The 12,863-nt window shown below is 64.7% G+C and carries 14 protein-coding genes; 4 read left to right on the top strand and 10 right to left on the bottom strand.

The features are described 5' to 3' along the window. Positions 1-864 precede the first annotated feature (864 nt). On the top strand, positions 865-1,323 hold the full coding sequence (locus NJQ44_RS09690) for an SRPBCC family protein (RefSeq protein ID WP_254271146.1): 459 nt from the start codon (positions 865-867) through the stop codon (positions 1,321-1,323). Between the two features lie 392 nt (positions 1,324-1,715). Here the strand turns inward: NJQ44_RS09690 and NJQ44_RS09685 are convergent, their stop codons facing one another. Both NJQ44_RS09685 and NJQ44_RS09680 read right to left on the bottom strand, forming a co-directional pair. Beyond that, positions 1,716-1,910: a hypothetical protein gene (locus tag NJQ44_RS09685; RefSeq protein ID WP_254271145.1), complete on the bottom strand. Its 195-nt coding sequence runs from the start codon at positions 1,908-1,910 to the stop codon at positions 1,716-1,718. A gap of 48 nt (positions 1,911-1,958) precedes the next feature. Beyond that, positions 1,959-2,639, bottom strand: a complete 681-nt coding sequence (locus NJQ44_RS09680; protein ID WP_254271144.1) for a carbonic anhydrase — start codon at positions 2,637-2,639, stop codon at positions 1,959-1,961. Positions 2,640-2,824: 185 nt separating this feature from the next. On the opposite strand from NJQ44_RS09680, the gene NJQ44_RS09675 reads away from it, so the two are divergent. Then, positions 2,825-3,712 (top strand): hypothetical protein, encoded by an 888-nt coding sequence (locus NJQ44_RS09675; RefSeq protein WP_254271143.1) that lies wholly within the window; start codon positions 2,825-2,827, stop codon positions 3,710-3,712. On the opposite strand, the gene NJQ44_RS09670 is transcribed toward NJQ44_RS09675, so the two are convergent. From NJQ44_RS09670 to NJQ44_RS09645, 6 genes are read right to left on the bottom strand one after another with little or no spacing between them, the layout of a single operon-like run. Continuing rightward, positions 3,713-3,898, bottom strand: a complete 186-nt coding sequence (locus NJQ44_RS09670; protein WP_254271142.1) for a hypothetical protein — start codon at positions 3,896-3,898, stop codon at positions 3,713-3,715. 39 nt (positions 3,899-3,937) lie between these two features. Further along, the gene (locus NJQ44_RS09665) at positions 3,938-4,876 is read right to left on the bottom strand and encodes a DMT family transporter (protein WP_254271141.1); all 939 of its coding nucleotides are present in this window, start codon (positions 4,874-4,876) and stop codon (positions 3,938-3,940) included. Positions 4,877-4,927: 51 nt separating this feature from the next. After that, a complete protein-coding gene (locus tag NJQ44_RS09660; protein ID WP_254271140.1) occupies positions 4,928-5,977 on the bottom strand; it encodes a flippase-like domain-containing protein in 1,050 nt (349 codons plus the stop codon). A 32-nt stretch (positions 5,978-6,009) separates the two neighbouring features. Next, positions 6,010-6,813: a 5'/3'-nucleotidase SurE gene (surE, locus tag NJQ44_RS09655; protein ID WP_254271139.1), complete on the bottom strand. Its 804-nt coding sequence runs from the start codon at positions 6,811-6,813 to the stop codon at positions 6,010-6,012. A 51-nt stretch (positions 6,814-6,864) separates the two neighbouring features. Beyond that, positions 6,865-8,283 carry a small ribosomal subunit Rsm22 family protein gene (locus NJQ44_RS09650; RefSeq protein WP_254271138.1) on the bottom strand — a complete coding sequence of 473 codons (1,419 nt, stop codon included), beginning with the start codon at positions 8,281-8,283 and terminating at the stop codon, positions 6,865-6,867. Then, positions 8,280-9,014: an NAD(P)-binding domain-containing protein gene (locus NJQ44_RS09645; protein WP_254271137.1), complete on the bottom strand. Its 735-nt coding sequence runs from the start codon at positions 9,012-9,014 to the stop codon at positions 8,280-8,282. The genes NJQ44_RS09650 and NJQ44_RS09645 overlap by 4 nt, the downstream gene beginning before the upstream one ends. 162 nt (positions 9,015-9,176) lie before the next feature. Here NJQ44_RS09645 and NJQ44_RS09640 point away from each other — a divergent pair, with 162 nt between their 5' ends. Both NJQ44_RS09640 and NJQ44_RS09635 read left to right on the top strand, forming a co-directional pair. Continuing rightward, positions 9,177-9,950 (top strand): fumarylacetoacetate hydrolase family protein, encoded by a 774-nt coding sequence (locus tag NJQ44_RS09640; RefSeq protein ID WP_254271136.1) that lies wholly within the window; start codon positions 9,177-9,179, stop codon positions 9,948-9,950. 66 nt (positions 9,951-10,016) lie between these two features. Next, a complete protein-coding gene (locus NJQ44_RS09635; RefSeq protein ID WP_254271135.1) occupies positions 10,017-11,660 on the top strand; it encodes a GMC family oxidoreductase in 1,644 nt (547 codons plus the stop codon). On the opposite strand, the gene NJQ44_RS09630 is transcribed toward NJQ44_RS09635, so the two are convergent. Both NJQ44_RS09630 and NJQ44_RS09625 read right to left on the bottom strand, forming a co-directional pair. Continuing rightward, a complete protein-coding gene (locus NJQ44_RS09630) occupies positions 11,657-12,112 on the bottom strand; it encodes a transporter (RefSeq protein WP_254271134.1) in 456 nt (151 codons plus the stop codon). The genes NJQ44_RS09635 and NJQ44_RS09630 overlap by 4 nt on opposite strands. Before the next feature lie 52 nt (positions 12,113-12,164). Continuing rightward, complete coding sequence (locus tag NJQ44_RS09625; RefSeq protein ID WP_254271133.1) at positions 12,165-12,863, bottom strand: chemotaxis protein CheC; 699 nt, start codon at positions 12,861-12,863, stop codon at positions 12,165-12,167.

Raw genomic sequence — 12,863 nt, 5'->3', positions numbered from 1 at the left:
TATTTCTATGAATCCGAGCCGTGAGCGGATAGGGTAGGGTAGTTCATTAGTTCCTACTTCGACCGCAAGTACATCCCTCCTCTGTGTGGATATTCGAGTCATGAACGGGACTATCGATGCCAAATAAGTGCGACCGTCCGTTGGTACCCCATGGACGAAGGAAAGTACCTTGACGACGAACCAGTCCAACACTCTTGGCCAGATCTCACGTGTTATGGGTGCGGCCCGGCGAACGACGAAGGACTCCAACTGAAGAGTTATCTCGGGGATGATGCCGAAACACTCGTTGCGTCCGTTGATCCCAACGAGATGTTCACCTCCGGTGCTCCGAATGTCATGTACGGAGGCCATATTGCGTCATTGATCGATTGCCACTCCATCTGGACTGCGATCACGTTTGCCTACCGTGCAGAAGAACGTCCGCTGGGTAGTGCACCGCGGATCGCATTTGTGACCCGGGATTTGTGCGTCGACTACCGCAAGCCCACGCCGCTTGATCAACCAGTTCACCTTACCGCCTGGGTCGAAGGTGACGTAGGCCGAAAGACAACCATCCAAAGTAAACTCGGAACGGAGGGAGAACCGACCGCAACAGGGGAGGTACTCGCTGTCAGGGTCAGTCCACCCGACATCGCGGGCCACCACCAAGCGTCGGAACTGCCACTCGATCTGGATGATCTTTAGTGAATGGCAGTGTAATTCCAACTCTCCGTATACGACTCTTTTGCCAGGTACTCTCCGCGGACAATATATGGAGGTCATCCAGTTCTTTCTGCCGAAGTCGCTATCAAATAGTCGAGATAGAGATATACGACATGCTCGAACAAACGGTTAAGCTATTGGAAGACGATTTTCGATATTGATATGTTATTAGAGGAAACCACGAGAATACACGCGAGTCCCGAAGATATCTACCGCTTCTTCGAGAAAATGGATGCAAATTACGAGCAGTGGCATCCGGATCACATCGAGTTTAGTTGGATCGACGGAGACGGGTTGGAAGAGGGAGCAAAAGCCTACTTCGAGGAACGAATTGCGGGAAAGAGGCAGCAGAAGACCGTGCGGTTCACGGAGATCGAGCCCGACAGATATATCGAGTTTCGACCGACATCACGGCTGGTTGGGCTTCTCATGCCGTCGATTAGCTTTACTATCGATCCTCACCGGGACGGCTGTATCCTTACTCAGCGCATCAAAATCCGCACCGGGCCCATCGGTGCTCGGCTCAATCGTCGTGAATTCGATGCAGTCCGAACACACATGAAAGAGGAAGGTGAGAATTTGAAGTCCATCCTCGAAGCTGAAGCCGTCAGTACTTCCTGAAGTGTGACAGTCACCTTCACAGATATTCTACTTCGTAGGCCAGTCGGGCCGAGTCGCTCTGAGAGATGAGCGCAGTGTATGCACTATGGCTTCTGAAACAGACCACCGAGTTATGGTTTCAACAAGGCATCATATCCACCACCGTAGTTACTTTATATGCGGTTGCGGTTCAAGCGATGTGGCGGCTGATATCGACACCCTTGAACCTGAAATATCCTCTATTTTCACGAGAATCCATCATGGATTTCAGCTACCTGAACAAGGTAGAGCAGCGGGAAAGCCGGTAACTCGAAGTTGGCCGATGGCGGTGTAACGTCCGGTTCGTTTCCGGGAATTTCTACGAAGGGCCTTCGACGAAATCCGTCCGGATTCGGTCTCCGACGAGCGATGAGTTAGTCGACCAAGTAACGGGTCACGGCCTGAAGGAGGACGATACCCACGCCGACACCCACGGCGACGGTCACTCCGATTCTGAGTCCCCCCGCTATCGACCCCTGCTGAAAGTACCCGACGACGGTGCCCAAGACGGCGACGGCGAGGACCGTCCCGAGGGCGCGCCCCACGTCCAACGACTGCTCGGAACTCATATCCACACCTCGTCGACGGCCGACTTCAGCCCTGCGACTTCGCTGTCTCTAGTACTCCCAGAGTCGCTCGATACGGTCCGCAATCTCCGAGTGCTCGTCTTCGAGAGCGGCGACGCTCGTCTCGCCGTCGACGTTGACGATGTGGACTTGGCCGCGGCGGCCCGAATACACGTCTTGGAAGTCGTAGACGGCGCCGACGACAGTCGTCTCGTCCGGCACGTCCTCGCTCTCGCTCAGGAACGCGACCTGTTGGTCCACGTTGTACTCGACGAGGCGATTGATAGCGCCCGTGCGGTCCACGTCGTCCGGGAGCGCCTCGACGCCCGCTTCGAGGTGGGGGGCGAGGATGTCGATGCAGTGTTCGATGCCCGGCGCGTCCGAGAGGCCGTCGGTCAGCGCGTCGTACGTCGCCGTCACCGCGCCGCATCCGGTGTGGCCGACGACGACGGCGGTGTCAGTACCGGTGTGCGCGATGGGGTAGAGCACGTCGCCGGAAACGACTTCACCGGCCTCCGTGTGCTGGATGACGCGGTTGCCGATGTTCCCGCACGTGAAGATGCTCCCCGGTTCGTCGTTGCCCCACATCTGGTCCTGCAGGACCCGGGAGTCAGAGCAACAGATAGTAACGACGCCGGGGTGCTGGGCGTCCTGTACGTCGTCGAACAGCGACTCGAATTCGTCGACGTGATCGAGATTCCGTGCCAACAGATCGACGACGAGTTCATGCATAGGTTCGAATCCACACGGCCCAAATAAATAGAACTATCTGAAATGTCGTCGAGAAAAGGGTGTTTCCGGAGGTTCGAGCACACTGCAGTCGCGGCGGATCCAGCCCACGAGACGCTCGACAGTATGAGCGCCACCCCGTCTCGGTATTAACAAGCCCTAAAACGCTCGTTTGCGATTGGTCCGACGTGTTTCACACGGAGACGACTGGCCTGTTACTTGGGGCAATCGCACTGGGCGCGGTCCACGGCGTCGAGCCCGGTCACGGGTGGCCGGTCGCCGCATCGTACGCCCTCGAACGGACGAACAAGTGGGTGTACGGACTGGCAGCGAGTTTCATCATCGGCGTCGGTCACCTCGTCAGTAGTATCGCGATGGTCGCCGTGTTCTTCTACGCGAAGGCGTACTTCGACCTCACGCAGGTGAACGACCCGCTCACGATAGCGCCGGGGGTCGAGATAGGCGGCCCGGTGAGCGTCGTCGCGGGCGTCGTACTGCTACTGCTGGGCGTTCGAGAGTACCGGCACGGTCACAGCCACGCCCACTCCTACGGAGACGAAGCGACCGACGACCACGGTCACGGCGACGCCGTCTCGAAGTTCGACCACGGCGAGGGGCATACTCACGAACACGAAAGCGGCCACATTCACGACCACGACGACGGCCACACGCACGACGGCCACGGCCACGTCCACGGCGACGACGGGAACAGCGTCGTCGCCCGAATCCGCGCGGTGCTAACGTTCGGCGGCGGGCACTCTCACGAGACACACAACTTCGAAGACGCCGCCGACCGCGGGATGTGGGGTATCGCGTGGTTCGCGTTTCTGCTGGGGTTCGCCCACGAGGAGGAGTTCGAGATAATCGCACTGTGTGCCGGGTCGAACCACTGTCTAGAGTTGATGACCGCCTACGCGCTGACGGTCATCGTCGGCATCGTCGGCCTGACGCTCCTGTTGCTCGCGGGGTATACACACTTCGAGGAGACGGTCGAGCAGTACACCCCCTACCTCCCGCTGTTTTCGGCCGTCGTTCTCGTCGGGATGGGTATCGGGTTCGTCCTCGGCGTGTTCTGACTACGCCGTCGCGAAGCGGTAGGTGTCGTACCCGGCGTAGGAGACGAGGAGGACGCTCAGCGCGATGCCCGCGAGTCCGACCACCAGTCCGAGCCGCCAGTACGTCCAGATTCCGGCACCCAAGAGCGCTCCGGCGACGAGAAAGACGGCGGCGAGGCGAACCATGTAGACAACGTCGGCGTTCATGGACGCGCTTGACCCCCTGCCGACAAATACGTTGGGCGGTCAGCGACCGGTGAACAACCCGCTGAGACGGTCGACGACGGGCGAGAGTTCCGCCGCCAGCGCGTGTCGCTTGAGCAAGACGAACCCCGCGAAGATGACGACGAATCCGGCCGCGTCGTACAGTTCCAGCGTCTCTTCGAGCGCCAGCCATCCCGCGACGGCGGCGAATATCGGCGCGGCGTAGGAGACGAGGTTTATCTCGATAGCGCCGAGGCGGGCCAGGAGGTCGAAGTAGACGACGTAGCCGATAGCGCTCGCGAAGACGGCGAGGTAGACGAGGGCCGCGATACCGCGGACCGAGAGGGTCACGTCGGCGACGGATTCACCGGGCAGTCCGAAACTGATGGCGTGGAGCAAGAGCGCACCGATGGCGTTGGACCACGCGACCATCCCCGCAGAGGAGATGCCGCCGTCGAGTCGCTGGACGAGAACGCTCCCGAGGGCGACACACGCGGCGGCCAGCAACACGAACGCGGCGGCGAGCGTGTCGTCGCCGAGCAGGTTTGCGGTGTCGGGCCGCGCGACGAGGAGCACGCCGACGAACCCCAGCAATAGGCCGAGCGTGCCGATAAGCGTCAATCGCTCATCGGGGAGGAACGCGCGGGAGAACACCGTCGAGAGAATCGGACTCATCCCGATGAGGATGGCGGCGACGGCGCTGGTCACGTCCTGTTCCCCGACGAAGAGGAAGGCGTTGTACAGGGCGATGATGAGCGTCGCTTCGACGGCGAGGGTGAGCCAGTCTGCCCTCGTTCGCGGCACCCAGTAGTCGCTCGTCGTCGCGGCGTACCCCAACATCAGGGCACCGGCGATGTCGTACCGCACCGCGGCGAACAGGACCGGCGGAAAGTCGGCGAGTCCGGCCTTGATGGCCATGAAGGCCGTGCCCCAGACGGCGGCCAGCAGGACGAACAGTCCCGCGGCCCGACGGTCGCTCATATCGGACCAAGCGGTGGCGGGCCGATAACCCTGCTCATCGCCGGTGGACGGTCAGTCGAGGGCGTGCCAGACGGTCACCGAGAGGTACACCGACGCCATCGCACCGACGGAGACGACGACCCAGTACGTCGCGACGCGGTAGACCAGGACGCCAGCGGCGGCCACCTCCGGCGGGACGCCGGTGAGGAACGCGAGAAACGCGGTGAGGCCGACTTCCGTCGTGCCGAGTCCGCCCGGCGTCGGCACGAACGTCGCGACGCCGCTGGCGGGCGCGAGAAACAGCGCGAGGCCGACGGCGAGCGAGACGTCGACGGCCGCGAAACCGAACAGGAGCGCGAAGGCGAAGGCAAGCCAGCCGAGGACGGCGGCCGTCGCCCCGAAGACGAGTCGCCGAGTGTCGCCGGTCGCCGCGCCGAACGCGGACAGAAACGAGTCGATGCCCGCCTCGACGCGCCGCGGTGCGAGCAGTCGGCCGACGCGCGTCGAGAGTCGCCCGACGGTCAACCGGACGAGCGACGCCATAGAGGCGACCAGGGTGGCGATGTACCGGCGGCGGTACGCGAGGACCGCACCGCCAGCGACGAGGAGGAAGACGACCGACGCGAGCAGGGCGAGGACGAGCGGCCCGTCGAAGCCCGAGACCGGGTCGACCAACAGCGCGACCAATCCGAGGACGGCCACGCCGAGCGACCCCGAGAACACGAGCAGTTCGCTCGCCGTGACCGCGGCGAACACGTCCCGAAATCGGTGGTTCAGGTCCTCCGAGATGACGTAGGCGAGGATGGCAGACCCGCCGACGTTGCCGAGGGGGAGGACTTGCTTACCGAACGTTCCAGAGAGGTACCCCAACTGGATTCGACGGCGGGGGAGCGACCCGTCGATGCCGTCGACGAGGGCCACCGTCGTCAGGCTCCAGCAGAGCTGAGCGAACAGCGAGCAGCAGACGGCGAGCGCGACGAACCACGGATTCGCACCGATCAGTTCCGTGGCCGTCGTGCGAACGTCGAGCGAGAGAACGAGCGCGGCGAACAGCGCCACTGCGAGGCCAGCGCCGAAGAGAAACCGTCTGGACCCGCCGGGACGATGTACAGCAGTCGCCATTGTCTGTCTGTCGAGCGGCGACGGGTATCAACCTACGGGCCGCTCTCGGGGTCGTACGTCTCCGCGAGGGCGTCCAACGACTCGTGATGTTCGGTGGTGTGCGGGGCCGTCAGCGGCGAGACGCTGACGTTTCCGTCGACGACCGCCCGACGGTCGGTTCCCTCCGGGTCTGGAATGTCGCCGTCGGCCATGCGCTCCCAGATGCGGTCGTGGAGCGTCACGGCGTCGCCGTTCCGGACCGCGTCCATCTCGTACAGTCGGGAAGGTTTCGTGACTTCGAGTGGCGCTGGCCCCCATTCGGCGACGGGCGCGTTGACGTTGAGGTAGTCGCACTGCTCGAAGACGCCCGCGCCGAGGGAGTGGTCGGCCAGGTACGCCGTCGCGCGTGCGGCCTCGGCGTAGCTGTCGGCGTCGGCCTCGATGTCGGCGAACGCGGCGTCCTCCCGGACCGGGATGTACATCGAGACGGCGATGGCTGGCACGTCGAAAAAGGTGGCCTCGACGGCGGCGCTCACGGTTCCGGACCGCCCGAGGACGTACGCGCCGAGGTTCGCGCCGCGGTTACAGCCCGCGACCACGAGGTCGGTTTCGGGGACGAGCGCTTCCAGTCCGGCGACGACGCAGTCCGCGGGCGTTCCGTCGACGACGTACCCCATCTCGTGCTCTCGCACGTCGACTTCGTGCGAGAGGGCGCGGCCGACGGCGCTCTGGTCCTCCGCGGGTGCGACGGTGGTCACGTCGCCGACTCGCGAGAGACTGTGGTAAATCGCCCGCAACCCGACGCTGTCGATGCCGTCGTCGTTCGTCAGCAGAATCGTCGGCTCGTCGTCGTTCATATCCCGTCTGGGGTCGTGTGCGAGAAAAACCCACTGCCTGTTCCGCGCTCGTCACCGCGCCCGGTCGACGGTCGTCTCGCCGTCGACGACGACGTTGTACGCTTCCTCGTCGTCGTTCCACAGCACCAGCGCGTTCTGTATCGAGAGCAGGTCGCCGTAGTCGGCCTGCCGCAGGTCGTCGTTCAACAGGGAGGGGTCGGTGACGACGGCGAAGTGGTCGACCTGCTGGCTTCCGTCGCCGAGCAGATACAGCGAGTTCGACCCCTCTTCGGAGAGGTCGTGACTGAGCTTTATCGCGACCAGATTGACTCGGTCCGTGACGTAAGACTCGGCGTCGGCCATCGGTGCGTGGGTCCCCCGGTCCGGCGTCATCTCGATTGCTCGCCCGCCGTCCAGTCGGAGGACGCTGTAGGCGTACTGTACGTCGACGTTGACGAACTCACCGTCGTCGCCGCCCGCGGCGTCGAGTCGGCGCTGCGTGGGCGTGACCTCGATGTCCGGTTTCCGGTCGAACGACCACGATTCGCTCGTCGGCGACTGGTGGGGCCACAGGCGGACCGTCGGCGCGTACACCGTCGCCGGGCCGTCGTCGGCGACCGCTCGCTCCACCTCGCGCAGGCCGAGGGCGGTGTTGCGGTCGGCGGGTTCGAGGGCGACGAGAGTGCCGTCGTCGGCCAGGCCGCCCAGATACCGCTCGACGACGGCCGACGGGTCTCCCAACTCGTTCAGGACGTTGCTGAACAGGACGAGGTCGAAGGGACCGCCCCCGGCGACGACGCCGTCGAGGTCGAACTCCTCCGCTCGCTCCCGGTGGACGGTCACACTGACGTTCGCCCCCGGGTCCTCGAGCAGTTCTGCGAGTACGTCGGCGGCCGCGCTCGGTTCGACGGCGTGGTAGTCGAGCAGGGCATCGTCGGGGAGCAAGTCGAGGAGCGCGAGCGCGGGGCCGCCGACCCCAGCACCCACGTCGAGGACGCGGAGTTGGTTGGGGAGCAGGCCGTCCGCAATCAGGTCGCCGAGGACGTACTGGGCCGTCGCGTAGTACCCCGGTAAGTGGTAGATGGCGTACCCGTGTGCGGTCAGTTCGTCGTACTTCACCTCGTCCTGCCGGAGGTACTGTTCCTTGAACGCCCGGATGCGCTCGCGGAGTCTGTCGCCGCTCTCGCCGCGCGCCCAGTCGTCGCCGTAGGCCTCGGCCAGTATCTCGTCCAGTCGCTCGTCGTACTCGTCGGGGAATCGCTCGACGCCGTGGAACGGGACCGAGAGTGCCCCCTCAGGCGCGGGAACGAAGGTTCCGTCGTCGCGCTCGACGATGCCGAGTTCCACGGCCTCCTCGCGGAGAATCTGCCTCACGACAGCGGGATGTGGTCGCCCCTCGACGTACTCGTGAATCTCCTCGGGGTCCAGCGGGCGCACGTTACGGAGGTACTGGGCGTTCTCGCGAACCTGTTGACGGGTTTCGGCGTTCATCGGAGGTCCTCGTATAGTTCGGTGAAGGCCTCGCGGTCGGCGTCGGCGATTCGCTGGGCGGCGTCGGCGACCCGGTCGGCCCCGTCGAACGTCTCCTGAATGTCGGCGTAGACGTGGGCGTCCCCCGAGGCGACCTGTTCGGCCAGGTCCCCGAGGACCGCAGAGACGGGCGTCTGGAACCGGTCGGGGACGCCCTCGAAGGCCGTAGCGTAGGCGAGGACGGCCGCGTGTGCGCCCGCTTGGACCGTCTCCATCGCCTCGTCGTGTTCGGCGGCGGTCGTTTCGAAGGTGTCGTTTCCGGCGGCGGAGAGCGCCCCCATGACGGTGTCGAGGAGGTCGCCACCGGCGGCGGTCACGACCGGGAGGTTACCGGGCGCGTTCTCCGGGGCGAACAGCGGGTGGAGACTCGCTCGTTGGAGTTCCGGGGCGGCCGCTTCCATCGCGGCCAGCGGGTCGGTCATGCTCCCGCTGACATCGACGAGGGCACCCGTCGCGCGGTCGGCGTACGACTCGATAGCCGCCTCGGCGACGGGCATCGGAACCGCGAGACAGACCACGTCGAAGCGCTCGTCAGTGTCTGTCGGAACGGCACGGCCGTCGACGGCGTCGGCCGCTTCGGCGGCGGCGTCGCTGTCGACATCGGCGAAAGCGAGTGTCGCGTCGGTGTGGGCGCGGAGCGTCCGTGCGAACCAGCGCCCCATCGACCCGGCACCGACGACGAGAACGTTCATGCGACGAGCGTAGCCCGGCGCATTTGAAAAGCCGTTCGGTCACCCGTAGCGGCCGTGAGTCAGACAACTGCCGACGGCACCGTAGACGGTCGTCGAAATCGCCCAGCGGCGGCGGGACCCGCCTCCTAAACGCTTATCCGTCGTCCCCGAGTCGTCATTTTCATGAAGCGAGTCCGATTCCGCGATTCTGCGGGGAACGTCCGCGGCGGTCGGTGGACCGTCGAAGACGGTGAACCGGTCGTCACGGCCGCGGCGGGTCCTTACGGCCGTATCGCCTTCGGCGACGAGACGTACTCTCCCGACGAGGTGGACATTCTGCCGCCGTGTGAACCGACGAAAATCGTCTGCGTGGGGCGCAACTACGCCGACCACGCGGCCGAGATGGACTCGGACCTCCCGGACCGGCCGATGCTGTTCCTCAAAGCGCCGAATTCGGTGGCCTCCCACGGGAACACCCTCACGCTCCCCTCGGGGAAAGAGCGCATCGACTTCGAGGCCGAACTCGGCGTCGTCATCGGTGAGCAGTGCAAGAACGTCAGCGAGAAGGGCGCGATGGACGTTGTGGCGGGCTACACTTGCCTCAACGACATCTCGAACCGCGACGACCAGAACAAGGAACAGAACTGGGTCCGCGGCAAGGCGTTCGACAACTCCTGTCCCATCGGCCCCCTCGTGGCGACGCCCGAACACGTTCCCGAGGACGCCACCATCGAGAGTCGTGTCAACGGCGAAGTGCGACAGTCTTCTTCCCGCGACCACCTCATCTTCTCCGTCGAAGAACTCATCGCGGAGATTACGGAGTACATGACCCTGGAACCCGGCGACGTCATCGCCACCGGCACCCCAGAGGGCGTCGGCCCTCTCGAAGACGGCGACGAAGTGGAGATAGAGATAGAGGGTCTCGGCACGCTCAAACACTCCGTCAAGATTCCCTGAACGGCGGAGATTCTTTTCGACAGCGATGGCAACGCCTAAGTTTAGGTTTGCCTAATCGCTGGTGAGATGCAGGTCGACCGCACGCCTGCCCCTCGTGCCGACGTGTGTATCGTCGGCGCGGGTCCCGCGGGGGCGCTCGTCGCTAGCCGACTGGCGAGCGACGGCCACGACGTGGTCGTGTTGGAGGCCGGGCCGCGCTTCGACTTCGCCGACAGGCCCGACCAGATGGAAGCGGCAATTCGGCCCGATTCGGACGTCTCCGTCTGGGGAATGGGCGGCGAGCGAGACGACTTCTCTGCGAGCGGCGACCGATACTACCCGCTGAACGTCTCCCGCGTGAAGGGCATCGGCGGGTCGACCCTTCACTGGCAGGGGATGGTGATGCGCCTCCACCCCACCGATTTCGAGGGCAGTCACGACAACGACGACCCGGCGTGGCCCATCGACTACGACGACCTGCGGCCGTACTACGCCGACGCCGAACGAGCGCTGGGCGTCGCGGGGGATGCCGACAACCCCTTCGCACCGGCGCGGGACGGCCCCTATCCCCTCCCGGGCTTTCCGCCGTCGTACAGCGACTCCTTGTTCGCCGAGGCCTGCGATTCGCTCGGCGTGGCGATGCACTCGGTCCCGAACGCTCGCAACTCCGAGGCATACGACGGCCGGGGTCCCTGCGTCGGGTACGGGACCTGTCAGCCCGTGTGTCCCTCCGGCGCGAAGTACGACGCCAGCGTCCACGTCGAGGACGCCGAGAAAGCGGGGGCGACCGTACTGGACAGGGTTCCCGTCCAGCGCCTCGAAACCGACCGCGACGGACGGGTGACCGCCGCCGTCTACGCGACGCCGGACGGCACGGAACACCGACAGACTGCCCGCGAGTTCGTCCTCGCGGCCGGTGGCGTCGAGATTCCACGGCTCCTCCTCCTCTCTCGCTCCGAACAGTTCCCCGACGGCCTCGCCAACTCGTCGGGACTGGTCGGTCGGTACTTCATGGAACACCTCTTCGCCGGTGCTGGCGGCACTATCGACGAGCGAACCCGGCAGAACCACGTCGGCTTCATCACCAGCGAGTGCCACCAGTTCTACGATGACCCGGGTCAAGCCGTCGAACGCGTCGCGGACGGCGAGACGGTGGTCCCCGAATCCGATGCGCCTCTCTCGCCGATCAAACTGGAGTTCCTCAACTACGCCGGGCCGTCGCCAGTCGAACTGGCGCTCTCGGCCGACGAGTGGGGGGATACCCTTCTGGAAAGCCTCCGCGAGGCATACGGCCACAGCATCGCCATGGGCGGCCTCGTCGGCCAACCGCCGCGGAAGGAGAACCGCATCGCCCTCGATACGTCACAGACCGACGATCACGGGAACCCCGTTCCGGATATCCAGTGGTCGTGGGGCGACAGAGTCGAACGGTCGCTCCGGCGGGCGACCGACATTCAGCAGTCGATACTGGACGAGTTGGGCGTCGACATCTCGTGGACCGCCGGACCGGACGGCGGCGGGACCGGCCCGGCGTATCACCACATGGGGACGACGCGAATGGGGTCCGACCCGGCGACGAGCGTCGTCGACCCGCAGTTACGGACCCACGACGTGGGAAACCTCTCGGTGGCGTCGTCGTCAGTGTTCGTCACCGCCGGGTCGATGAACCCGACGCTGACGATAGCGGCGTTGGCGCTGAAGTGTGCCGACCACGTGGCCGAGCGCCTCTAGTAGTAGAAGCCGAGAATCGCACCGGCGTTGACGAGGAGCAACACCGCGACCAGCGACGCGCCGAGGAGGAAGGGGCGGGCGTCGCGGGCCGGTTCGCGGACCTTCTTCTGATCGAAGCCGTCGGAGAGTTTCGACGTGGCGACTTCCACGAGTCCCGCCAGGACGAACCACAGCAGTATCATCGTGAGGACGAGGTAGCCGCGGCCGCTCCCGGTCAGCGATTCGGTGGTGTATCGCGTGGCGGCGAGGTGTCCGCCGGTCAAGAACAGGAGCAGGGCGCTGGCCCGCGATACCGTCGTGAGTTTCCCGGTTATCGCCGAGAGCGGCCCCGCTCGGGTGTCGCCGTTCAGCGCCGTCGGTAGGACGGCGTAGGTTGTGAACAGAACGCTCCCGGACCAGAGGCCAGCGAACAGGAGGTGCGTCGCGAAAACGGCCGCGTCGACTGCAGTCATAGTCCGACGTTAGCTGGCAGGCCCTTCAACGTCGGGAAATCGGCAGGCTACGTCAGTCCTCACCGAAGGCGTCCTCGAACGCCTGCACGTCGCCAGACATGTCCAATTCCTCCACGTCGGCGGTGTCGGCGTTCGTCGGCTTCCCGCTCTCCACGTCTCGGTCGAGTTGGTCGATGAGGTGGACGAACGATCCCGGGTCCGGGACGAGGAAGATTCGCAGGGAGAACGCCACGTCCGTCTCCTTGATGTCGACGAGCGAATCGAGGACGATGGTCAGCGAGTCCCGGCGGACGTGCGAGAGCGCGGCGTCGGTCACCGCCGTCGTCTCGGCCTGTTCGACCGTCGGGGTCCCCATGTCGATGGTCGCCTCCAGCGTGTTCGCGATGCCGTCGATGAACCCGGAGGTGAGGATGTTGCACATCTCCTGTAAGGCGGACTCCTGCAACTGGGTGAATCCGTCGTCGACTTCCGTACCGGTCATCAACTCCGCGATTTCGGCGGCCGTCGCTGTCGAGAACGTCATCAGGAACACGCCGTAGGGCGGTTCCGTCAATCTGACGCGCGCGCTGTATATCTCCCCGGTCCCCATCTCCGCGGCGATATCGTCCGGTTGGACGAAGGAGAGGCTCTTTATCTCCACCGACGCGTCGACGCCCGCGAGAGCGGCCAGCGACCCCGCGACTTCCTCCGCGCCGTCCTGTATGAGTTCGGTGATGAGCGTCAGTTTCCGAACGTCGATGAGAAGCGGCAT

The organism is Haloarcula marina (assembly GCF_024218775.1).
In the GTDB taxonomy this organism is placed as follows: domain Archaea; phylum Halobacteriota; class Halobacteria; order Halobacteriales; family Haloarculaceae; genus Haloarcula; species Haloarcula marina.
The sequence above is the reverse complement of the archived record's forward strand: the minus strand, read 5'-3'. Positions and strand labels throughout refer to the sequence as shown.